This is a genomic window from Peribacillus sp. SRI_006 (genome assembly GCF_057586375.1).
Genome location: NZ_JBYCZT010000003.1, coordinates 339,274 through 362,773 on the forward strand (window position 1 = coordinate 339,274; position 23,500 = coordinate 362,773).

24 protein-coding genes are annotated in these 23,500 nt (G+C 42.6%); 11 read left to right on the plus strand and 13 right to left on the minus strand.

Annotated elements, in window-relative coordinates; translation table 11 throughout:
* The first annotated feature begins 7 nt into the window (after positions 1–7).
* On the plus strand, positions 8–1,588 hold the full coding sequence (locus AC2YHV_RS05840) for a fatty acid--CoA ligase (protein WP_487372793.1): 1,581 nt from the start codon (positions 8–10) through the stop codon (positions 1,586–1,588).
* A gap of 349 nt (positions 1,589–1,937) precedes the next feature.
* Here AC2YHV_RS05840 and AC2YHV_RS05845 read toward each other — a convergent pair whose 3' ends face one another.
* The 3 genes from AC2YHV_RS05845 to AC2YHV_RS05855 form a co-directional block, all read right to left on the minus strand.
* Entirely contained in the window at positions 1,938–2,120 is a 183-nt protein-coding gene (locus AC2YHV_RS05845) for a YfhD family protein (RefSeq protein WP_057278714.1), read from the minus strand.
* 108 nt (positions 2,121–2,228) lie between these two features.
* Positions 2,229–2,351 carry a YfhE family protein gene (locus AC2YHV_RS05850; RefSeq protein WP_081088510.1) on the minus strand — a complete coding sequence of 41 codons (123 nt, stop codon included), beginning with the start codon at positions 2,349–2,351 and terminating at the stop codon, positions 2,229–2,231.
* Positions 2,352–2,403: 52 nt separating this feature from the next.
* Complete coding sequence (locus AC2YHV_RS05855) at positions 2,404–3,324, minus strand: TIGR01777 family oxidoreductase (RefSeq protein WP_487372805.1); 921 nt, start codon at positions 3,322–3,324, stop codon at positions 2,404–2,406.
* Positions 3,325–3,450: 126 nt separating this feature from the next.
* Between AC2YHV_RS05855 and recX the strand changes: the two genes are divergently transcribed.
* On the plus strand, positions 3,451–4,248 hold the full coding sequence (gene recX / locus AC2YHV_RS05860) for a recombination regulator RecX (RefSeq protein WP_487372794.1): 798 nt from the start codon (positions 3,451–3,453) through the stop codon (positions 4,246–4,248).
* A 76-nt stretch (positions 4,249–4,324) separates the two neighbouring features.
* Complete coding sequence (locus AC2YHV_RS05865) at positions 4,325–4,636, plus strand: YfhH family protein (protein ID WP_034305394.1); 312 nt, start codon at positions 4,325–4,327, stop codon at positions 4,634–4,636.
* 41 nt (positions 4,637–4,677) lie between these two features.
* Here the strand turns inward: AC2YHV_RS05865 and AC2YHV_RS05870 are convergent, their stop codons facing one another.
* Positions 4,678–4,833, minus strand: a complete 156-nt coding sequence (locus AC2YHV_RS05870) for a small, acid-soluble spore protein K (protein WP_034305387.1) — start codon at positions 4,831–4,833, stop codon at positions 4,678–4,680.
* Between the two features lie 113 nt (positions 4,834–4,946).
* Here AC2YHV_RS05870 and AC2YHV_RS05875 point away from each other — a divergent pair, with 113 nt between their 5' ends.
* The gene (locus AC2YHV_RS05875; RefSeq protein WP_034305384.1) at positions 4,947–5,213 is read left to right on the plus strand and encodes a YfhJ family protein; all 267 of its coding nucleotides are present in this window, start codon (positions 4,947–4,949) and stop codon (positions 5,211–5,213) included.
* A gap of 49 nt (positions 5,214–5,262) precedes the next feature.
* Here the strand turns inward: AC2YHV_RS05875 and AC2YHV_RS05880 are convergent, their stop codons facing one another.
* A complete protein-coding gene (locus AC2YHV_RS05880) occupies positions 5,263–6,240 on the minus strand; it encodes a metal-dependent hydrolase (RefSeq protein ID WP_048685454.1) in 978 nt (325 codons plus the stop codon).
* A 208-nt stretch (positions 6,241–6,448) separates the two neighbouring features.
* Here AC2YHV_RS05880 and mutY point away from each other — a divergent pair, with 208 nt between their 5' ends.
* Positions 6,449–7,564 carry an A/G-specific adenine glycosylase gene (gene mutY / locus AC2YHV_RS05885; protein WP_034305379.1) on the plus strand — a complete coding sequence of 372 codons (1,116 nt, stop codon included), beginning with the start codon at positions 6,449–6,451 and terminating at the stop codon, positions 7,562–7,564.
* A 95-nt stretch (positions 7,565–7,659) separates the two neighbouring features.
* Here the strand turns inward: mutY and AC2YHV_RS05890 are convergent, their stop codons facing one another.
* On the minus strand, positions 7,660–7,884 hold the full coding sequence (locus tag AC2YHV_RS05890) for a hypothetical protein (protein ID WP_096339011.1): 225 nt from the start codon (positions 7,882–7,884) through the stop codon (positions 7,660–7,662).
* A gap of 67 nt (positions 7,885–7,951) precedes the next feature.
* Between AC2YHV_RS05890 and fabL the strand changes: the two genes are divergently transcribed.
* The 5 genes from fabL to AC2YHV_RS05915 all read left to right on the plus strand — a co-directional run bounded on the left by fabL (position 7,952) and on the right by AC2YHV_RS05915 (position 12,229).
* Positions 7,952–8,701 carry an enoyl-[acyl-carrier-protein] reductase FabL gene (gene fabL, locus AC2YHV_RS05895; RefSeq protein ID WP_048685448.1) on the plus strand — a complete coding sequence of 250 codons (750 nt, stop codon included), beginning with the start codon at positions 7,952–7,954 and terminating at the stop codon, positions 8,699–8,701.
* An 82-nt stretch (positions 8,702–8,783) separates the two neighbouring features.
* Positions 8,784–9,062 (plus strand): gamma-type small acid-soluble spore protein, encoded by a 279-nt coding sequence (locus AC2YHV_RS05900; protein WP_487372795.1) that lies wholly within the window; start codon positions 8,784–8,786, stop codon positions 9,060–9,062.
* Positions 9,063–9,220: 158 nt separating this feature from the next.
* On the plus strand, positions 9,221–9,475 hold the full coding sequence (locus AC2YHV_RS05905; RefSeq protein ID WP_048685443.1) for a YgaB family protein: 255 nt from the start codon (positions 9,221–9,223) through the stop codon (positions 9,473–9,475).
* Between the two features lie 233 nt (positions 9,476–9,708).
* The gene (gene ntdP, locus AC2YHV_RS05910; RefSeq protein ID WP_048685440.1) at positions 9,709–10,239 is read left to right on the plus strand and encodes a nucleoside tri-diphosphate phosphatase; all 531 of its coding nucleotides are present in this window, start codon (positions 9,709–9,711) and stop codon (positions 10,237–10,239) included.
* A 241-nt stretch (positions 10,240–10,480) separates the two neighbouring features.
* Positions 10,481–12,229: an ABC transporter ATP-binding protein gene (locus AC2YHV_RS05915; protein ID WP_034305364.1), complete on the plus strand. Its 1,749-nt coding sequence runs from the start codon at positions 10,481–10,483 to the stop codon at positions 12,227–12,229.
* A gap of 80 nt (positions 12,230–12,309) precedes the next feature.
* On the opposite strand, the gene AC2YHV_RS05920 is transcribed toward AC2YHV_RS05915, so the two are convergent.
* From AC2YHV_RS05920 to AC2YHV_RS05940, 5 genes are all read right to left on the minus strand, one after another.
* Positions 12,310–13,227: an EamA family transporter gene (locus AC2YHV_RS05920; protein WP_048678324.1), complete on the minus strand. Its 918-nt coding sequence runs from the start codon at positions 13,225–13,227 to the stop codon at positions 12,310–12,312.
* Between the two features lie 293 nt (positions 13,228–13,520).
* Entirely contained in the window at positions 13,521–13,868 is a 348-nt protein-coding gene (locus AC2YHV_RS05925; RefSeq protein ID WP_057278720.1) for a hypothetical protein, read from the minus strand.
* A 13-nt stretch (positions 13,869–13,881) separates the two neighbouring features.
* Positions 13,882–14,412: an NAD(P)H-dependent oxidoreductase gene (locus AC2YHV_RS05930; RefSeq protein WP_034305357.1), complete on the minus strand. Its 531-nt coding sequence runs from the start codon at positions 14,410–14,412 to the stop codon at positions 13,882–13,884.
* 18 nt (positions 14,413–14,430) lie between these two features.
* Positions 14,431–16,035, minus strand: coding sequence for a DHA2 family efflux MFS transporter permease subunit (locus AC2YHV_RS05935; protein WP_487372806.1), 1,605 nt, complete (start codon positions 16,033–16,035; stop codon positions 14,431–14,433).
* A gap of 55 nt (positions 16,036–16,090) precedes the next feature.
* Positions 16,091–16,729 carry a biotin/lipoyl-containing protein gene (locus AC2YHV_RS05940; protein ID WP_057278723.1) on the minus strand — a complete coding sequence of 213 codons (639 nt, stop codon included), beginning with the start codon at positions 16,727–16,729 and terminating at the stop codon, positions 16,091–16,093.
* A 326-nt stretch (positions 16,730–17,055) separates the two neighbouring features.
* On the opposite strand from AC2YHV_RS05940, the gene AC2YHV_RS05945 reads away from it, so the two are divergent.
* Positions 17,056–17,514, plus strand: coding sequence for a MarR family winged helix-turn-helix transcriptional regulator (locus tag AC2YHV_RS05945; protein WP_084738069.1), 459 nt, complete (start codon positions 17,056–17,058; stop codon positions 17,512–17,514).
* Positions 17,515–17,571: 57 nt separating this feature from the next.
* On the opposite strand, the gene AC2YHV_RS05950 is transcribed toward AC2YHV_RS05945, so the two are convergent.
* On the minus strand, positions 17,572–18,663 hold the full coding sequence (locus tag AC2YHV_RS05950) for an FUSC family protein (protein WP_034305350.1): 1,092 nt from the start codon (positions 18,661–18,663) through the stop codon (positions 17,572–17,574).
* Between the two features lie 331 nt (positions 18,664–18,994).
* Positions 18,995–23,467 (minus strand): glutamate synthase-related protein, encoded by a 4,473-nt coding sequence (locus AC2YHV_RS05955; protein WP_487372796.1) that lies wholly within the window; start codon positions 23,465–23,467, stop codon positions 18,995–18,997.
* Positions 23,468–23,500: the final 33 nt, after the last annotated feature.

The window sequence follows — 23,500 nt, forward strand, 5'->3', positions numbered from 1 at the left end:
GAATGATTTGTCAGTAACGATTAAAAATATCTTTGATCAGACGGTTCAGAAATTCCCCATTAAAGAAGCTATCTACGACGTGAGAAGAAATATCCGCTATACGTACATCCAATGGAATGAACAGGTGAATAGGTTGGCGGCGGCCCTTCAAGCGGAAGGGGTGCGAAAAGGGGACAGGGTATCTACTTACCTTTACAACAATGAAGAGCTTGCAACAGCGTTCTTTGCCTGTGCAAAAATCGGTGCAATCTTCAATCCGATCAACTTCCGTTTAATGCCGGAAGAGTTGGCCTTCATTTTGAACGACGCTGCTCCAAAGGTCGTTCTATTCGAACGCGAATTGGAAACGAACGTCGCCGCGGTTGAAAAGCGATTTCCGGAAACGGCCTTCTGGTATATAGATGAGGATGTGCCTGGGTATGCCAAAGGTTACCGCCAAAAATTGGCCAGTATCTCCTCAAAGCCAGATGAAGTTGAAGTTCACGAAGATGACATTTATGCCATCATGTATACGAGCGGAACTACCGGACGTCCCAAAGGGGTCATTCACCTTCATAAAGACATGGTCAAACAAGCCGAGATTTTAATAGAGGCCATGAAGTATGAACGCTCTGATATCGGTTTGATTACTGCACCGATGTTTCATTGTGCTGAATTGCACTGCTCTTTTTTACCTCGTGTACAGGTCGGTGCAGCTAATGTCATATTACATCAGTTTCATCCCAAAAAGGTCATGGAACTGATTGAATCCGAGGGGGTCACCAAGTTTTTTGCTGCACCTACGATGTGGAACATGCTCATTCAGGAAAAATTGGAGGAGTATAAATTTCAGAGCTTGAAGTTAGGGCTTTATGGAGCAGCCCCGATGGCTCCATCCCTTGTACGTGCCTGTCAGGAGAAACTCGGCATCCAGTTCATCCAGGCCTATGGAATGACTGAAATGGGGCCGGCCATAACTCTCCTATTGGAGGAAGATCAAATTAGGAAAGCGGGTTCTGCCGGCAAGGCATGTTCCGAACATGAAATCATCATTGCCCGTCCGAATGACGATGGGCCATCAGATCCCGAGGATATGCTGGAACCTGGGGAAACAGGGGAAATCCTTGTAAAGGGTCCGTGTATCATGCAGGGTTACTTTCAAAAAGATAGAGAGACCGAAAAGGCGCTTTACAAAGGCTGGTACCATTCCGGTGACATCGGTTTCCTGGATGAAGATGGATATCTGTGGGTCAAGGACCGTGTGGACGACATGATTATTTCTGGAGGGGAAAATATTTATCCGCGTGAAGTGGAAGATACACTATATGAGAATCAAGGAGTCCTCGACTGTGCGGTACTTGGTCAGCCAGATGATCAATGGGGGGAAACGGTAACGGCATTCATCGTAGCCAAAGACCCAATGCTTGCCGAAAGCGATTTAGAAACTTGGTGTAAGAACAGTAATAGTTTGGCGAACTATAAACGTCCAAGGAGATATATCTTCTGTAATGAGCTGCCTCGGAACGCAAGTGGGAAGATACAAAAGTTCTTGCTTCGTAAACAGTTGGAAGAAAATGTTAACGGTAAAGGTTTGGGGAACCTTCTTTAAATGCCGGGGTCAGCAGCCGATGAAATACCAAGATAGGTTTTAGAATTGCTGGAAAAAGATTTGGATAAATTATTTTATAAATAATAACCTTGTGGAACAAATGAAGGAGAGAGAATAGTTATCCACAACGAAAATGTAGCGTGGTTAGCCCAATCTCTCCTTTATCCACATAATCCACAGGGTTATCCAGAAATAACATTATTTTCATGTTGATAAGGTGAGTTAATGGACGTATTTTTTGTCAGTATTTTCAGAATATATCCACAATATACACAGGGTTGTGGATAAGCTATGTAAATAAAGAGGACCAAGGGGCTAACTTACAGCCCCTTGGGTTGGTTTATTCTGCTTATCGGCGATTATGAGCACGGCGGTCTGCCGCATTTGCACGGGCTTGTGCCTCGATATCTTCCTGGTCAGCCAGTTCGGAAGAATATTCAACGTCAAGTCCGTCACTTTTCAGGTTTTTGGGAACCTGAGGAAGTTTCTGTGTGTTCTTATCTCGATTATGGTGTATGTTATTTCGTCCCATGCTATCGCCCCCTGGAATATAAATAAGCTGGAGATGAATTTCACTAATCATCTCCAGCTTATTTTGTGTTGAGTGGCTGTTCAAAATGTAAGGGAAAAAACTCCAAACCTAACGACGGGATTTCTTCTCGGTATATCCACCAGCTCGATCTGCTTTTTTAAATTCGCGAGCATAAAGAATCGCTTGTGTACTAGTTAAGTTACTTTTTTCTTTATCGTGTTTTTTGAGCAATTAGATCATCTCCATTCACTTAATATCCCTATTTTTTCCTAAAATGACCCTTTCATACGTGGGAATCTTCTTTTAAGATATTTTGTAAGGCTTCTTTAAGGGTTGGAAAGGAGAAGGTGAATCCTTCTTCTTTAAGTTTAGTGGGAAGGACATTTTGCCCTTCAAGTACAAGGATGCTCATTTCCCCCAACAATTTCTTGAGGAAGAAAGGGGGGACAGTTAACCAATGGGGCCGGTGCAGGACAGTTCCAATCGTTTTACCGAATGTATCCATCTGGACGGGGTTCGGTGCCGTAAGATTGACTGGACCTTCTATCCTAGCATCATTCATGCTAAAGATGATTGCACGGACCGCGTCATGGATATGAATCCAGGAAAGCCACTGATTCCCTTTGCCAATCTTTCCTCCGCCAAATAGTTTATAGGGGAAGGCCATCATTGGCAGTGCTCCGTCTTTTTCTCCAAGAATCACCCCGAATCTTGTTAAGATCAACCTTTTACTGTAAGAGCGTGATTTAGCCGCTTCCTTTTCCCATAGTTGAACAGTACGGGCCAAGAAATCATCACCAATGGATTCAGAGGTTTCGGTAAAGGTCTCATCGTCCGAAATACCATAATATCCGATTGCACTTGCATTAATGATGACGGACACTTTGGAGGGCAGTATGGAAATGATCCGGTTCATCTCTTTGGAAGCCTCGATCCTGCTTTCGACAATCCGGCGCTTTCGTTCAGGTGTCCAACGGCCGCTGTTCAGAGATTCACCAGCAAGGTTAATGAACACATCGAGCCCCTCCAAGTGCATTTCCGGCGTTGCCTCCTCGGTCAACCAGCCGATATATGTCAAATTAGTCCGTTTCTTAAATTTTTCGGGATGACGGGTCAAAATATATATATCATGATTTTCTTTTGATAATTCATCAATTAGGGCTGTGCCGACAAAACCGCTTCCACCAGCAATGGCTATTTTCATGAAAACCACTTCCTTTCCCTGTCTTTCCTTCACTTTAACATGCCCATGTTCTTTTTTCATTTTTAGGCATGCTATATATAGAAATGATAAACGTAAAGGGGTAAAGTAGGTGTGGGGGGTGGATTTATGCCAAACATAACAAAAATAACAACCCAAAAGAAACGTAAAGATCGTTATAACATCTTCGTTGACGAAAAATATGCCTTCAGTGTAGACGAAGAAGTGCTATTGAAATTTCAGTTGAAAAAGGGTATGGAACTTGATGACATGCTTTTGGCCGAAATACAATTCCATGATGAAATCCAAAAAGCATTTACCGATGCACTTAATTATTTATCATACCGGATGCGCTCGGAATCGGAAATTCGCCTTTATTTAAAAAAGAAGGAAACGGAAGAGCCGATCATTAAGGAAGCGATACATAAACTATACAGCTTTAACTATTTAGACGACCTTGAATTTTCCAAGGCTTACGTGCGGACCCATGTGAATGGAGGGAATAAAGGGCCCACTACCCTTAAGCTTGAGCTTAAGGAAAAAGGGGTGCAAGAGAAGTTGATTGTCGAGGCATTGAAGGAATACCCTTATGACATTCAAATTGAACATGCAAGGAATCTGGCTGGAAAAGCGGTCAAAAAGGAAAAAAACATTTCCGAACGAGCTTTAAGGCTGAAGGTTGAACAAACCTTGTTACGGAAAGGTTTCCCAAGAGATGTCATCCATGAAGCACTTGAAGATGTGACGGTGGAAAAGGGTGAGGATGAACAATGGGATTCCCTTTGCCACCATGCCGAAAAAATGCAACGCCGATATAAAAACCATGAAGGCTTTGAATATGAACAAAAAATGAAGCAGGCATTATACCGAAAAGGTTTTCCAATAGAATTGATTGAGCGTTATCTTTCCAATCCTGATGGTGATTAAGTGCATCAATAGCCAAATCACAAAATTTTGTTTAATATAGAAGTAAATTAATTATTTCATTTGAGGAGTCATATATATGAGCGACGTAAGATACAGCAAGCTATCTGCCTATGAACTGCAACAGGAAATCGCAGCGTTGACTGAAAAAGCGAGAAAAGCAGAGCAATTGGGAATGGTTAATGAATATTCAGTATTGGAACGAAAAGTGACGATGGCCAAGGCCTATTTGTTAAATCCTGATGATTTCAAAAAAGGTGAAATATATCAAATTGACGGAGATCCCGGTGTCTATTTCAAAATTGATTATATGAACGGCGTATTCGCTTGGGGTTACCGCTTGGGCGGTAGCGGTAAGGAAGAAGCACTCCCGATTTCAATGCTGAAATAAAAAGGAACCGGGGAAGTACCCGGTTCCTTCTGATGTACCTTTTAATTCGATCGCTCGTTTGAAGCTTTCATTCTTTCTTGAGGGTGTGTATTAATACTTCCATCTGCACGCTTTGAAGCATATCTTGCCTTTGCACGAGGCTCGCCTTGGAATTTGTTATTGTTTTGGTTGGGGAATCCTTTTTGTTTATTTCGCAAATTTTTTCTCCTCCAAGCATCAGATTAAGAAAGAAGCGTTTCCGCTTACAACTAGTATGGGTATGGGACAGTATAGTTCATTCTGTAAAAATATTGGCAATGAGGTGGTTCTAATGAATGATTACCATGAAAGATTAACCAAGATACTGCTTGAGAAAAATGAACACATCACGTATGAGCAAGCTTTGACTTGGGTGGAATTATTATGGGAAGATTTCGAAGCGACCTATGCAAAGGCTGGGCATGAATATGCCGGTGAAGAAATGACATCGCGCGTTGTAAGGACCTGGATTGATAACTACGGTGAGCAATTCCACGAATTCATTGCAAAGAACCCTAAATATCAGCAGTTATTAAATCAGCAGAATCGACTGCATTAAAAAAGCTGATTCCAGAGGAGTTCCCTGGAATCAGCTCTTTTTCAATATACTATAAAATAATATTCAATTTCTTCTGCAGCTTCGCTTCACTAAAGATCCAGCCGGTATAAGAATTCAAGATATTCAATTCGCTGTCTAAATGGACCACTGCCACAAACGGGTAATATCCATTGCTGCGATATCTTAGATCGATAAAACGGACTTCGTAATATTCTTTTATCTGTTCGATTTCGAATCGGTAAACCGGAGAAAAGGACAGAAAGGCTGCCAAGTTGATATCCTTCTTGGCGGCTTCGAGAATTTCACTTTCAGGCAATGGCACCCGATCGAACGTATCAAGAATCTTCACATATCCATTATCGGCTCGTGCCACATAATAATTCTTTTCGGTAATCACCGCAATTTTCCAGCGGTGAAAACGCATCGTCGGTGATAAAAGAATTTTCCTTGCTCCAGGAATTTGCTGTTTGACCACTCTTTTTATAAAAGCTTGTTCCCTGAACCTGGAAATGTAATAAATGACGAGTATCCCGTAAATGGAAAGAAATAAATAGCCTGGAGGAAATCCGAAGCCCCATAATATCAGGCCTGCAACATGTATTCCAAAAATGAATGGATCGAATGTATTGATGACCCCTAAAGCTACCCATTTTGACGAAATCGGCCTAAGAGCCTGGGTCCCATAAGCATTGAATATATCCACGAATACGTGAAGGAATACGGCTAAAAAGGTCCAAAGCCAAAGATGAAGGTAATTTGCTTCAGGTATGATGGCGAAAATTGCTCCGCTAATAATCAAGGGCCAAAGTAAAACAGCGGGAATGGAATGCGTGATTCCACGGTGGTTACGTATATATACAGCGTTATTCCTTAATTTTAAAACGGTGTCAATGTCCGGAGCTTGTGATCCCAATATCGTACCTGCTATGACTGCACTTGCAGTAACTGGGCTCTGCGCAATGACGGGATCTAATGTGGCAAGACCTCCAAGAGCAATTCCCATGACAAAGTGAGTACCTGTATCCAAAAAACTAACCTCCCTGCCACAATTTGAAAAAAATGGTCTTCTTTCATCATACCGTATTTATATATTAACCATCAAATGAATATAATTTTGATTTATTTCAAGTGACCCGTTACAAATAAATGGATATGAACATGATATTAAAAAAAGAATGGCCTACTATAGGTATTCCCAATTTTGATTAGAGTGTAACATCTTTGGAGGAACTGATGTGAAAGAAATAACGATCCCGACAATAGAAAAAATAAAAATCGATGAATTTCAAAAAGATTTGGTTTCCTGGTTTCTCGAAGAACAAAGAGAATTGCCATGGAGGGAAAATAAGGACCCTTACCGCGTTTGGGTTTCTGAAATAATGCTGCAGCAAACGAGAGTGGATACGGTGATTCCTTTTTTCAACCGGTTCATCGAATGGTTCCCGACACTCGAGGACTTTGCCAATGCAGATGAAGAGAAGGTCCTGAAAGCTTGGGAAGGGCTGGGATATTACTCGCGTGTAAGGAATCTGCATAGTGCCGTTCAGGAAGTGAAGGCATCCTACAATGGGATTGTACCGGATGATCCCGAGGAAATCTCCAAATTGAAAGGTGTCGGCCCATATACTGCCGGTGCGATTCTAAGTATCGCATACGGCAAGCCGGAGCCAGCCGTTGATGGAAACGTCATGCGAGTTTTATCAAGGATATTAATGATATATGAAGACATAGCAAAGCCAAAGACAAGAAAAACATTCGAAGCTGCCGTCAGGAAGCTGATCGATCATGAACATACCTCTGCCTTCAATCAAGCCTTGATGGAACTTGGAGCATTAATCTGTACACCTGGTAAGCCTGCCTGCCTATTATGCCCCGTTCAAAGTCATTGTCTAGCATTTGAAGCAGGGGTTCAGTCGGAATTGCCGGTAAAAATCCAAAAGAAAAAAACAAGGGATGTACCAATTGTAGCCGCCGTTTTAACGAATGAAAAAGGTGAATTTTTAATTCACAAGCGAGCGTCAGAAGGATTGCTAGCTAATCTTTGGGAATATCCGAATTTCGAAAACCATACATCCCTCTTGCATAAGAGGGAATTCTTTGAGAGTCGGTTTAAGGAAATGTATGGCGTCAAACCGGAAATCACTGAATCACTTGTGAGAATTGAACATGTTTTCTCCCATCTCGTTTGGAAAATGGACACGTATATCGGCGTGGTCAAAGAGGACATCGGTGAAGAGACGCTAAAAGAACAGCAACTTAAGTGGGTGAGTGAAGCAGAGATGGAGCAGTTGGCATTTCCGGTCTCCCACCAAAAAATGATGAAGGCGTATAAAGAAAAAGGAGTGCATTGAATAGGCGAATGAAATCGTGATATATGCATAAAAGAGGATATCCGATAAGATATCCTCTTCCTTTTGTTGATTTTCAAAGCAATATCCGTATAAAATCATTCGTAACTGGTTTTCGTTCCATGAGTATAATCGGCTTCTTGCCTGTTAAGTCCGCCTCTATTTTCAATTTCTTTGACGATTTCGTTATGGATACTCTGTCCTTCTTGGTTTAAATAAGGTACCATTTGTTGAAGGGAGTGATGAAAATAGGCAAGTTCACTATTTTCCCAATCCGATTTTTTCATCATCGACAACTCAGTCATATCACGTCCAACATACATAACAGTAACACTCCTTAAAAAATGATTTTTATTACTCGGTGTTTACTCAGAAAGGATGAATAAACGAATGGAACAAAAAGTGGCACTCGTTACAGGTAGCAGTAAAGGTTTAGGCAGAAGCACGGCAATAAGGCTTGCGGAGGAGGGTTACGACCTCGTTATTAATTATGCCCGGAGCAAGTCGAAAGCATTAGAAGTGGCAGCCGAAATTGAAGCGTTAGGGCGAAAAGCCCTTGTAGTCAAGGCAAATGTCGGTGATGTTGCGAAAGTGAAAAGCATGTTTGAGGAAATCGATGCTTATTACGGACGTTTGGATATTTTCATCAATAATGCGGCCTCTGGCGTCCAGCGTCCATTGATGGAGCTGGAGGAATCCCATTGGAACTGGACCATGGACATCAATACAAAAGCCCTCCTTTTCTGCGCACAGGAAGCGGCGAAACTAATGGAGAGGAACGGCGGGGGGAAAATCGTCAGCATCAGTTCACTAGGATCCATTCGCTATTTGAAAAATTATACAGCTGTTGGAGTTTCCAAAGCTGCGCTTGAAGCCCTGACAAGATATTTAGCGGTCGAATTGGCTGCTAAAAATATTTGTGTCAATGCCGTTTCAGGCGGTGTGATCGATACGGATGCCCTGAAGTCTTTCCCGAATCGGGATGAAATGCTTGCTGAAGCGGCAGAACAGACTCCTGCTGGACGGATGGTCGAGGTGGAAGATATGGTGAATACCATCCTGTTTTTAATTTCCGATGGGGCCAGGATGATTCGTGGACAAACCGTAATAGTTGATGGAGGCATTTCATTGCTTGTTTGATGTAACTGGAAAAATTTAAATGATTTTTGTTGGATAGCACTCCTGGATAATGGTTATCTTATTATTTGTGGAGGTGATATCAATGGCTAAAAACAACATGAATAAATCACAAGCAGGTACTAATGTTCAACAAGTAAGACAACAAAACGCGCAATCTCAACAAGGCCAAGGCCAATACGGTACAGAGTTTGCTTCTGAAACTAACGTTCAAGAAGTGAGACAACAAAACGCGCAATCTCAACAGAAAAAAGGCCAAGGTCAAGCACAAGGCCAATACGGTACAGAGTTTGCTTCTGAAACTAACTTTCAAGAAGTGAAACAACAAAACCAAAAATCTCAAAGCAATAAAAGCCAAGGCTAATTGCGATGAAAAGCATCCTTCTTATGAAGGGTGCTTTTTTTGCCTTCCATTGGATTCGACAAATGTTTCGCCGTGTTTACATTTTATGTCAAAGGAGAAAGCTGATAAAAATAGAATATACATACTATAGAAAAAATACAGATTAGGAAGGTGCATTCATGGAGGAATTTAACCGGCTTATAAACAACCAGTTGAAAACGATGGATAAGCTTTTACTTTTACAATCCGAAATCGAAAGATGCCAAGATATAGAGAAGCAACTCCTTGCCCTTGAAGAGGAGAGTGAAGCGGTCACCATTCAGGAAGAGATTCAACTTAAAAAGCAGGAATTGAAAAGTATCCATGAAATGTTCGAAAAGCAAACGGAAGAAGTAATCCGTTATTTTCAGCAAGGACAGGCAGCCATACGATAAATAACCGGCTAATTTCTTAGATGAAATGGGTGGATGGTCAGACTTTTTCGACTTATTTACACATTTTCACTGGGAGATTAGCCACTTTTGTTTTAAATTTATGAATAAATCGCTATAATATAGGAATATAGGGTAAATGGAAAAAAGTATATATTTTAAATACACAAAACAACTGCAAACGGAATAGGGCACAGTACGCTGTCAGGGTGTCTATAGAAAGTAGGGAGAGATAAATGGGGATTGTTCCTGCCGAAGGAGGAAAAATCCAAATCCATAGCTATAAACATAATGGACATATCCATCGTATCTGGGAAGAGACAACCGTTTTAAAAGGGACCCAAAATCTGGTGATAGCAGCGAATGACCGTACTATGGTAACGGAATCAGATGGAAGGACCTGGATTACGAGAGAGCCGGCGATTTGCTATTTTCATTCAAAGTATTGGTTTAATGTTATTGGTATGTTGAGAGAGGACGGAGTTTATTATTATTGCAATATCAGTTCGCCGTTCACATACGATTCGGGAGCATTGAAATACATTGATTATGACCTGGACATTAAAGTATTCCCAGATATGACGTTTAATTTGCTGGATGAGGATGAATATGAAAGGCATCGGAAAGAAATGAATTACCCGGATGCCATCGATTCAATATTGAAACAGAACGTAGACTATTTGATTTATATGATACGCCAGCGAAAAGGACCATTCTCCGCAGAGTTTATTGATAGTTGGTATGAACGCTTTTTAACCTATCGATGATAGAAAAGGCCTGCTGCATAATTGGCAGGCTTTTTCATTGTGTATCTTACCTACACATCTGATTCACTCTTTCAATACGCAGGAACCATTAAACCTCCTACAAATGTTTATGAAAGTGATCCTTTTGATAGTTAATTACCGAAAAGGAAAATATAATTGAATAGTGCATATAAGATTCCCAAATGACCGTTATGGGCTTTTTTAGCATTTGGATTTATTGATTAAGAAAAGGAGGAATTCCGTGGGGAGCATTAAGAGATATTTGCAATTCGTCAAACCATATAAATGGCAGATAATCGGAACGGTACTGATTGGACTGCTAAAGTTCGCGATTCCGCTTTTGCTTCCATTGCTCAGTAAGTATATAGTGGATGACATCATCGGAAACGGTGATCTGTCCAAAGCCGTGAAGTCCGAACGCCTTATATGGGCGATGGCCATCATGATATTCATTTTTGTTGCAGTTAGACCGCCGATTGAGTATTACAGACAATATTTCGCTCAATGGACCGGAACGAAAATCTTATATGATATTCGTAATGATTTATTTACCCATATACAGAAACTGAGTTTTAAATATTATTCCAATACAAGGGTGGGCGAGGTCATTTCAAGGATGATCACGGACGTGGAACAAACGAAGAACTTTGTCATCACGGGTTTAATGAACCTTTGGCTCGATATCGCAACGATCATCATAGTGATAGTCATCATGTTTACGATGGATGTGAAATTAACCATTGTATCCATCATCATGCTTCCATTTTACGCATTTTCGATTAAGCATTTCTTTGGCAAGCTGAGAACGTATACAAGGATTCGGTCCCAAGCCTTAGCGGATGTACAGAGTCACCTTCATGAACGGGTTTCAGGGATGTCAGTCATCAAAAGCTTTGCGATAGAAGACAGGGAACAGGAATTGTTTGCAAAGCAGAACAAGAATTTCCTCGATAAAGCCCTAAAGCATACGAGCTGGAATGCCAAGTCCTTTGCTGTCGTGAATACGATCACGGATATTGCCCCCTTGCTCGTGATAGGATTTGCCGGTTATCAGGTCATTCATGAACAATTGTCACTGGGTACCATGGTTGCTTTCGTCGGTTTCATTGACCGGCTATATAATCCCCTCAGACGTTTAGTTAACTCTTCGACGACAATGACCCAGACATTGGCGTCCATGGACAGGGTTTTTGAGTTTGTGGATGAGAAGTATGATATCGATGATGAACCAGGGGCGAAAGAGCTGAAGCATGTGGATGGTCGAATAACCTTTCAGGATGTATCGTTTGCTTATGACGAGAAAGAGGCACCCGTTTTGAAACATATAAACTTGGATGTTAAACCAGGGGAAACCATTGCACTTGTCGGTATGAGCGGCGGCGGGAAATCCTCGATCGTCAGTTTGATTTCCCGTTTCTATGATGTGACGGAGGGAAGGGTATTATTGGATGGGACGGATATCCGTAAATATCAAGTCCGCAGCCTAAGAGATAAAATAGGAATGGTACTACAGGATAATATCTTATTTAGTGAATCGGTTAAGGCCAACATCCTTATGGGACGACCTGATGCAAGTGATGAAGAAGTATTTGAAGCGGCAAAGGCGGCGAATGCCCATGACTTCATCATGGGTCTAAAAGAAGGATATGAAACGAAAGTAGGGGAGCGGGGAGTTAAATTATCCGGGGGCCAAAAGCAACGGGTGGCCATTGCGAGGGTATTTTTGAAAAACCCGCCAATCCTTGTACTCGACGAAGCCACCTCCGCATTGGATTTGGAAAGTGAACACTTTATCCAGGAGGCGCTGGATATTTTGGCGAAAAACCGGACCACGATAATCGTCGCCCATCGGTTATCAACCATCACCCATGCCGATCGGATCATTCATATCGATAATGGGGAAATTACGGAAATGGGAACACACGAAGAACTTATGAAAAAGCAAGGGAATTACTACAACCTATTTCAAGTACAACAATTGGATTCTTAAGGATACAAGATAAAAAAGAAGACCATTCCGCTAAAGGAATGGCCTTCTTTTTTATTCTGATACGAACTTGTGCATGCACGTTATGAAATCCTTTTTTCATGCAGCGTTTTTTTTCCAGGAAGGAAATGCGGCAGATGCTTTATTCCCTCAGGCAAGGCGATGCCGACGATGATCAAGCACATCCCGAACCATTGCAGTGACGTTACCTGTTCATTCAAGAAGATGACGGAAACGACCATCGCTGAAGGCAGTTCCGCAGCACAAAGAATAGTTCCAAGCCCGACCCCCACTTTCGGTAAACTGACAGCAAAGAAAAAGAAAGGAACTAAAACACCCAATGTGCCGAGCAGCAGACCGTAGTACCATAGGTTCGTTTGGACAAGATTCGTTACAAGTGTGACGGGGTTAGTTGTGAATACAGCAGTCAGCATACCACCCGTTGCAATGAAAAACAGCCGTTTCATGGAAGATTCCCCAACAGCGAATTGAGAGTTGCAGTACATATACAGCGCAAAAAGCAATGCAGACAATAGTCCGAACAATACGCCTTTTAGGCTTAGGCCAGATAGAGGCTGACCGAAGATTGCCCCTGCCAATAATGTACCGATGAAAAGAACGAAAATGGCAATGAGTTTATTTTTATCCGGGCGTCTTTTATTTAAGAAGCTTTCAATAAGGACGCCTATCCAGGTAAATTGAAATAAAAAGACAACGGCAATCGAAGCGGGAAGCTCGGATACGGAAACTGCATATGCCTTTCCGACGAAAGTGGACATCATGCCCGTGATTAAAAGTAATCCGGCACTCTTCCATGAAACTTTATATTTAAACGAAAAGAGAAATATAACGGAGACAATCAGCCAACCGACAAGATATTGACTGCCGACCAGTTCTCCAGAAGAATGGCCATCCATGAATCCAAACTTCATCATGGTGGATAAAGTGCCATATGAAATCGAACCGATTAAGACCATTATGGAATACTTCAAAAGTTGCATATTTTTCACCCCTATAAAAATAAAAATCGCCACCTGCCAAAAAGGCAAGTGACGAACGAAAAAAGGAAATCCTTTTAAAATTCCGTCTCTCAACAAAAGCTGAGTTTAACAAATTGTATGCGTTGCATTACCTTAGCTTAAAGTCTTTGTGAATATTTGTCAACCAGAAAATAAAGTTAAAGACTGCACGTCGATCACTAAGTTGAAGGTGGCCGCAGAGGTAGGAGAAGATCCATTCAATGGCATATAAAACAAAACCCCCAAATGGCAAATTAGCCTAATGGGGGGGTGTTTTAATCGCCATTCTGTCGGAAGTCCTCCAATGTACCACGGTATTCCTTGTCTTTCATTTTGCGAATATCAGGCTTTTTTTCTGCAGTTGGCTCATCATTTGGTTTTTGTTTATGAAGCTTGGAAAGAGCCAAACGATAATCCTGATCTTTCATTTTCAATTCATCATTGTCTGTGGGGGAGATGATTTCGGTAATGGAATCATCTGCAGTCGGGAAAGCGGACTCTTCCGACGAATTCTCTTCCTCGACTGCAGTCGGCTTACCTTCAGGTGATAAGGCTTTGATATTGAATGTGATCAAGCCCGTAACCGCTAATATGGCAACGATGATAATTAGAATTATGCCCATTGAATCAAGCCTCCTAGAGCCCGTTTATGAATGAACGGGTGACATGGGCTACCCGTTTTCCTAATGCTTCTCCAAGCTTCAAGTCATTTTTGGTGATATTGTCATCCACACCGGGCGGACAGCTTATCCCTACTCCATAGTAGGAACCATATAAGGCATTTTCCGGGACAGTGCCGGGCAAGCCGACAATGATCATGCCTTGATGAAGCATAGGGGTGATTAAGTTCAGCATGGTAGCCTCGAGTCCGCCATGTACGGTGGCCGTGGTACAGAACACAGCCCCCACTTTATTGATCAGCGCACCTTCCGCCCAAAGATACCCAAGTTTATCGATCCATGTTTTCAAACTCGAACTGATGGTTCCGAAATGACCGGGACAGCCCCAAATGATCGCATCCATTTCCTGAAGCTTATAAACATCCGCCTCGTTTACATGGTCAATGAGAACCTCAGCCCCAGGAACCGCAGCGGCTCCTTGAGCTATTGATTCGGCAAGTGCTTTCGTATGGTTACCTTCACTGTCGTAAACAACATAGATCTTCATTTTAATTCCTCCATTTAATTAAACCGATTTTTTTACTGGCGAAGGAAGCAAAGGTACATCCAAAGGTTCTTGTTTAGCTTGTTTCATTGCTTTATCCTTCCGAACGTCGCGCAAAAATAGTGAGAGAACGATGCCTGCAATTGCGAAGCCTGTTGCCCAAAAGAATGCATCATTGATTCCCATCACATTTGCTTGTCCCTGGATTTGAGAAGAAATCAGGGACATGGCAGTTTCCTGTGCATGTTCACTAGTTTGATTCATCGAAGTCATGATGGATTGAACGATAGTTTGGAAATTCTGAACAAAACCGGGATCACTTGTACTCATTTCCGTTCCTAAAGCAGTTCCATGGAAAGAAGCACGGGTTGTATAAATGGTCGTCACGAAGCTCGTACCAATGGCTCCGGTCACTTGTTTCAGCGTATTGCTCATTGCCGTACCATGTGTATTCAAATGCTTAGGTAGCTGATTCATCCCAGCAGTCATGATCGGCATCATCAGTAAAGACATTCCAAGTGCGCGGATGGCATAGATGATGACCAAAGTCGAATAGGTTGTTTCCGTAGTCAATTTAGCGAATTCGAAGGTTGTGACGGCAGTGATCGCCAACCCAATTAGTGCTAATGGACGAGGTCCGATTTTGTCAAATAATGCTCCTGAAATGGGTGACATCACCATCATCACAAGGGCTCCGGGTAGCATCAACAGGCCGGATTGAACTGGTGTGAAGCCTCTTAAAGTCTGCAAATATATAGGCAATAAGAATATCCCGGTAAACATGGCCACTGTGACGATTGCAGAAATGATATTGGATAATACGAACATGTCATACTTAAATACACGGAAGTCGAGCATAGGTGTTTCCGATTTTAGCTGTTGAACAACAAAAAGCGTCAAAAGGATCAGCCCAATGATGATCGTCCCCAGAACAATTGGATCCGTCCAGCTTTTGGAACCTGCTTCACTGACACCGTATAGTAATGATGCAACACCTAGCAAGGATAGAGAGGCACCCAGCAAATCCAATTTGATTTTCCTTGGTTCCGCTACATTACGCATACTTAAAAAGGCGAGTGTCATGACGATCATGCCTAATGGCACCATTGCGTAGAACATGACCCGCCAGCTATATTCCTGAATGACCCAACCTGATAAAGTCGGGCCGATTGCAGGGGCAAACATAATGGCAAGTCCAAAGATCCCCATCCCTTTCCCGCGCATTTCCGGAGGGAAGATGAAAAGAATGATCGTCATGACCAAAGGCTGCAGGATTCCGCCGCCAGCAGCCTGAATCAGCCGGCCTGTAAGGATGACGGGGAAATTTGGTGCGATGCCGCAGATGAATGTCCCGACGGTGAATAGAAACATGGCAGCCAGGAATAAAATGCGCGTGCCAAACCGTTCTATTAAAAAAGCGGAAAGTGGGATCAAGGCTCCATTCACGAGCATGAATCCAGTTGATAACCATTGAATCGTAGTCGCAGCTACATTGAATTCTGCCATCATCCTTGGCATGGCGACACTAAGCAAGGTTTGATTCAAAATGACCATGAACAAACCTAGCATTAGGATAATTAACATGGGGGCAAACTGTTTCATTCCCTTGTTTTCATTTACTGTGATGGTTTGAGAAGCCATGTAAAGAAAAGCCTCCTTTCTGTATAACTGTGTAGCCGGTTTATTTAGTCGAAATTTTCACTTCTGCGTTCATTCCAGGCAGAACTTTGTCGGATGGTGCTTTGATGGAAATTTTGACTGGTACTTTTTGAGTGACTTTCGTATAGTTCCCGCTGCTGTTTTGATTGCCCATCACTGAAAAGACAGACGTTGTAGCATAACCGATCTGTTCCAATGTACCTTCGAAGACCGTATCGGGATCTCCATCGATGATAATATCGACGCTGTCACCTTTTTCGATATCCTTCAATTTATTTTCTTCAATATTAGCCGTTATGGACAGATCTTCCATATTGATGGTTTGTGCTAGCGTTTGACCTGCTTGAACAAGCTGCTCATCATGCACTTGTGTTTTAACGATTGTACCTTGTGCTGCGGTTTTTACCGCTTCTTTACCATCTAGGGTGGTTACATTGGCAACTTTGTCATCCTTACTTACACTGTCTCCTTCGTGTAAGTCCCAATCTGCTAGTTTACCGGCAGCGGGGGCAACGATGGTATAAAGCTCACCTGACACTTTCGCTTCATCCGTTTTAATGAAATTCGTGCTTTCATAATAGTAATAAGCCCCACCGGCCAATGCGGCTATTATAATAACCAAACCAATGACATTGATTAAAACTAAACGTCCTCTATTCACTTGTTTCGCCTCCAAAAATATATTGATGATGTGTTCCTTTTTTTATTTACGTTCATTAGCTAGAAATGAAATAACCTCCTATTCTAATGTTTATTTATTAATTTTAATAAATATTAATTTTTATAAGTATTAATATTATTAAGTAAAGAGTTTACCAGTTTAATTATTTTTTGTCATGTAATTTATTCGGAAAAATGGTGGGAAATAAATACAGTGAAATAGTAAAAATTTGAATTTTTTTAAGTTTTAAGGATATATGGAAAGTAAAGTTGACATTGGAATGCCATTTAATTAAATTTAAGAGGTAGGATTGTCCTATATAAGGAGTGAGAAGGCTGGAATTTAAATGGGAAGTAACTAATAGTATAGAGATGCAGATTTTTCGGATTAGGAAGAAGCTTAGGGCCATCGTAGCAAAAAATCTTCAGCCTTATGGATTAACATCGCCTCAGTTTTTCATTTTATTGATATTGAAAAAAGAGGGGTCGATTAAATCGACCCAGCTGGCTGACTTCTTAACCGTAAAGCCAAGTGCGATTACCGTATTTGTAGATAAGCTGGTCGAAATGGATTATGTGAAACGGCAGCCCTCTGATAAGGACCGCAGGGTCATTAACCTTGAATTAAAAGAAGCTGGGGAAGCGATTTTGGGGAGAGTCCTTGCCGATCATAACAAATCGATGGGCAAGAACTTCAATTCATTCTCGGAAGATGAGCTGCAGGATCTTTTGAAGAAATTGGATACGATTGAAAAGGCTGCTGATAAGAACCTTTTGGATGATTGAATGAGGGCATGCTCTAAATAGAGACGAAAAAAAGACGGTTCCCGGGAACCGTCTTTTTTAATCTTCTTCGTACTGGACAGATATTTCGTTATCTTCCTTATGGAACGACTGGAAGCTGACGATCAGCTTTTCAAGGTGTTCCAATTGTTCGTCATATTCTATGACTGCAGAAATCAATGGTACAAGGCGGGCAGAGAGGTGGCCTAGGTTATCATGCATTTCGTCCACTTGATTCTGCTGTTCGAAAAAATGGGCGAGCAGCTCTTTACGACTTAAACAATCCTGGTCCCAATCTTCGATTTCCTCGATTGACTTGATTTTTTCGATATGCAGTAATATCAACTGCTCATGCTTGCGGATCAATGAATCAAGCTGCTGTAAGATGCTCCGTTGGAAATCTTCAGGCATTTGATATACTTCATTCTCGAATTTATGGATTCTCTTCAAGGTTTCAAACGCTTTTTTCGTCGTTATGATCATTTGCCGATAAACGACAAGCTTTCTTGCTTTAGCAACACTGTTCTTCTTGAAATATTCCCGTTCCTCTTTGTACATGGAATAGATATGTTCCAAATCGAGTAACTCCGCCTTCAACCGGCTGATGTCCTTTTTCAATAAAGTGTGTTCTGTAGCATGTCTTGTGCTGATTCTGATCCATTTCAAGATGTCTTCCGTTACATCTGTAATGCGTGTATAAAGCTTTGCTTCGTACTTTGGAGGAATGAAAACAAGATTCACGATAAACGAAGAAACGATTCCAAGCAAAACGGATGAGAGACGAATAAAGGCAAAATTAAGGAATTCCCCGTCCTGGCTTTCCATGATGGCAATGACCGTCACGATGGAAAGGACAATCGTTTTATCCATTTTCAGTTTTAAATTGATGGTTATGACAACCATTACGGCAAGACCGATAATAAAAATATCATTTCCGAACAACAAAACGAAGGAGACAGCAACCAATGCGCCAATGATATTTCCTTGAATTTGCTCCAATACCGTTTGATATGAACGGTAAATGGTCGGCTGTATTGCAAAAATTGCAGCAATCCCAGAAAGGACAGGAGCAGGAAGGTTAAGCAGTTCCGATAGGTAAAGCGCTAAAACAATTGCTATTCCTGTTTTGAGAATGCGGGCACCAAACTTCATATATGGGTTAATCCTTTCTTTGTGTTGTAATGGGTCTGGCAAGAAAAGGCTCTATTAATATATAGGCCTTTGCTTAAAGTTGTATTCTAACTTATTTGTTAGTACTTTACACTAAAATAAGATGATGTAAACAAAAAGTAATATACAGGATTTTCCTAAGAGATACAATAGTTAAAATCAAGTTTAATATATAAAGAAACGTTAGGCAATTTCTTGATTGCTTTCAGCATTGGTTTTCAATCGTTTGAAGACGATCCCAGAGGTATATGACGGGAAAAGGCTGATGCTCGAAATGAAGAGCATCAGCTTTTTTTAATATACATTTTCGGCATCACTCCGTGGATACAGCAGGATCCGCCTGTTCTTTAACTGGAACGACCTGAAGGAAATGCTCTCCAGGATTCTGAAGCAGTGTCTCTAAAGAGGCCGCTTCTTCGGTTTGGCCATGGTCTTTCAAGAGGGCCGTGTATTTGCCAAGGAGTTCAGCCACATCCTGCAGGCCTTTTGCAGATAGGGACTCAATGGATATCTTTGCCCCTTTCGCAACCCGTTTCTTAATGACCTCTTTGGTTAATCCAGATTCAGGCTGTTGCCGTAAATAAACGACACCCCCTGTCATCCCTGCGCAAATCCATGGACCGGGATCACCTAGAACTAAACCTCTTCCATTTGTCATGTATTCAAAAGCGAATCCCTTAATATTGGATGTTACCGCTATATTCCCGTGTTCCTTTTTAGGAAGCGGTTGTTTCAATAATCCGCCAATGATCATATCCGCTCCGGAAAGCCGGATTCCCGCCCTGGCATCGGCATCACCCTGGGCAATTAGGAGACCATGCTGTGCACCGTAACCAAAGCCCTTACCGACAGAGCCATTGTAGAACTTCCCATCTTTTCCTGGAGATTTAAAGATGGCAATGTTACCGCCAATCGATGTTTTACCGATACCATCCTGGGCACCGCCATTCACGCTGATTGAAATTCCTTCCGTATTGTATGCCCCAAGTCCATTACCCGGAATGGAACCATCCTGGTAGGATAGGTGAACGGGAGGAAGTTTTTTGTATGACCCATCCAATCTGCCCCTAACGCGGTGACAGGAGACCCTGCTGCCGAGTACACGCTGCTCGGATGTAATCGAGCTATAGCTGCGGGATTGCTGCAGTTCATCTACATGCGAATCAAGATATTCTGCGCCAACGGCTACCTGCATGGAGCCTTCATTCAAATATGCCGCCGCTTCCTTATGCGAGAACGGTGTTATATCCAGATTTTTTAATAAATAGGTTAAATCCAATGATTGTTGACCTTTAACTTGCTGCAGCAAATCAGAACGCCCGACGATATCCTGTAGATTCTTCACCCCAAGTGATCCGGTCAAAGATTTGAGTTCTTTTGCAAATGCACTGAACATATTCGTTAACCCCTGTACGGCTAAATCAAATTTACGTGGAACAAAACGGCGCAGCCCGTGTTCTTTCGCCTGAGCTTCCGATTCAATTTGGGTGGCGATGCCCACATGGCAAGTATCAAGGTGACATCCGCGGCACGTTGTGCAGCCGACTGCAATCATCGAAAGGGTCCCAAAGCCTACACGATTTGCCCCAAGCAGCATTACCTTCAAAACATCCATCGAGCTTTTTAACCCACCGTCAGCCCAAATTTCAACGTTCTGCCGGATACCTGATTCAAGCAGTGCATTATGGGCCGCTTTCACACCTATCTCAACTGGCAGGCCGACATGTGAGAGAGCATGGATTCTGGCAGCACCCGTTCCGCCATCAAAACCGGAAAGCGTTATGATATCGGCCCCTGCTTTTGCGACGCCGACAGCAATCGTACCGATGTTTGGAACAACTGGTACTTTGACGGCAACTTTTGCCTTGTCATTTGCCGTTTTTAGCTCATGGATCATCTGGGCCAAATCTTCAATCGAGTATATATCATGGTTATTGGAAGGGGAGATCAAGTCGGAACCGATTGTAGCATTTCGGGCTTCTGCGATTTTGGCTGTGACCTTGGAACCGGGAAGGTGACCGCCTTCACCGGGTTTTGCCCCTTGACCAATTTTAATTTCCAATAGATTTGAAGAGTTCAGGAGTTCTGCATTGACACCGAAACGTCCGGAAGCGATTTGCTGTCCGCGGGATTTCGGGTACTTGCCCAGCATATCCTTTATTTCCCCGCCTTCGCCATTCATGCTGATCATGCCTAGCCTCTCGGCAGCTTCTGCATAGGCCCGGAAAGCAATCTCATTTTGTGATCCAAAGGACATGGAGGCTATGACGAACGGCAATTCCTGTTCACCGACCGAAAGGCTGACTTCTTCAGAAGGGACGGAAGCATCTGAAGTTTTTAATGATGTCAAGTGGCGGATCGTCGTCGGATTGGATTCTTCCTGTTCAGTGATCTTTTCGCAATAAGCATCATAGTCCCCTGTTGAAGCAACTTCCCCGATAGATTTCCAGATTCTAGGGAATAGATGGAAGGTCTTCCCCATCCGTTCTTTTTCATTGCCGTAATCCTCTGCACGCTGGATGGCATCTGCTTTGATTTTATCAAAATTATAGTCAAGATCATTGGATCCGAAGAAATTAGCCACATTTAGATATTTCGCGATTTCCTCATGTAAACCGATGCTTGAGAAAAGTCTTCCATAGCCGCGCAGTTCATGAATGCCAATGGTGGAGATGACCTTCTCAAGCCCTTTCGTCAAGGAGTTATATAGATTGGTAACCCCCTTATGGTCATCTGAAGATAAGGAAAGGAACATATAATAGGGACTGATTAAGTTGGCCCCAAGACCATAAGAAACGATGATATCATGCAGTGACCTTAGCGATGCTGAACGTAAAAGGATGGAACAATCACGACGCTTGCCTGTACGGACCAACGCTTGGTCGACGGCTGAAGTGACCAGGTGTGGATCAAGCCAAAGGTTGCCGTTTTGATGGGCAAGGGCATCATCCAGAACGAGCAGCGTTTTTCCTTCATCCACAGCATTGACACTTTCATCCGTAATCCTGGTCAGGGCATCCGTGATGTTTTCATCCTCTTTGAATGTGCTTGAAATGATGTGCACGAGTTTTTGATCTTGGTTATATTTAATGAACTGGTCATAGCTTGGCTGCGATACGATGGATGAGCACTCATAACCCGTTGATCCTTCGATCAATAAGGGAGTCAGCAGCTCCGTCACCTTTCCTGCCTTATTCGCTTCGAATAGGGAAGGGCGCTTTCCTATGATCGTCCTTGTTGAGAAGTGCTCGGTTTCCCGGTCCCGGTCGATCGCCGGGTTGGTTACAACGGCCACGCTTTCCTTAATGAAATCAGCAATGTTGGTCCGTTGGGGATTAAGTGCCGCCAGCGGCGCATCATGACCAAGTGAACGAATTGGCTCAGCGCCTTTTTCGGCCATCTGTTCCACTAATTGGACATGCTCCCTTTCCCACCCAAAGGCTTTATACTGACCATTATGAATGGCTTGCGTGTTTGTCATGGAGACAACCTTTTCAAAAGCCTGTGGCTGTAAGCGGACTCGGTCATTGGAAAGGACGAAACGATCATTGAATAGTTCAAACACTTTATCCTGGTAATCCTTGTATGTGTACAATTCAATTCGGTCGCCGTTCCATTTCAAACCGATTTTTTCCCCTGGACCCATCGGTTTCGGATCTCCGGTATATTCACTGGAAGGGATGATTCCTGGTTCGGAAGTGAACATATAGGATGTTTCCGTTTCAATATTCCAAAGCGGGCGCAAGCCTAGAGAGTCGACAGAGAATACGGCTTCATCGCCGAAACGGGAGATGATGCCTGCCGGACCTTGTGCAAAATGACCCCATGCTTCCCTTAAATACGTATATAAGTCTTGTAAGTGCTCGGGATATTCCTTGATTTCATTGATGATTGGCGGAAACATAAGATCGACAGCTTCGAATAAAGAATAGCCATGACGGCAGATGAAAGTTTCGATCGTCTTGTTTAAATCCTGAGAGTCGCTTCCATCTTTAGCGATGGGAACTCCGATCATTTTCGCTTCATCACGCAATTTGGCGATGGTATTGATTTCGCCATTATGACCAAGCACGCTGAAAGGCTGGACCCGGAAGAAGCTTGATAGAGTATTGGTTGAAAAACGATTATGTCCCAGTGTCATGGTGGAGGCAGCCAAAGGATCGGCAAGATCAAGATAATAGGCAGGGAGCGTATCCCCCGCACCCATCACTTTGTATACCGCATGATGCTGGCTTAAAGAGGCAACATGGATGAAATCGCTTTTTTCGATGTCGGAAGTCAGCTCAAAAAGAACATTTGAAAGCTCATGGTTGTTATTGATGGTTGAGGAACAGGCAAATTGCCAGAACACTGGGTCTTCTTGAATGGCAATCGGTCCCAATGCCTCGGAACGGTAGGCTTTATCCGTTTCGAATATCAATGAGAGACCATGTTGGAGCAGTTTCTCCTTAACTTCGACCTTTAAGTCGTTCGCTTCTGTTTTTTTGCTTAGAAATAAGTGGCCGACTATGAAGGTATCTTGATCGACTATGCCTGAATCGACATTTGCCGCTTCAAGTTTCTTTTTCCAAAGAGCCCGGGGAATATCGATATGGATGCCGGCGCCATCGCCCTCACCATTGATGAAGCCGCAGCGATGGTTCATTTTAACCAGGGCGTCGATACAGGCAAAGATGTTTTCGTTAGTAGGGATCTTCTTTTTTTCGATGCAGGAAACGATTCCGCAGGCATCATGTTCTTCCTTGTGAAATTCTTTGAATGTAGCAGGTGTCCATTGTTGGGCCATATTTGTGGCTTGAATAAGGTTACCCTTATTCTC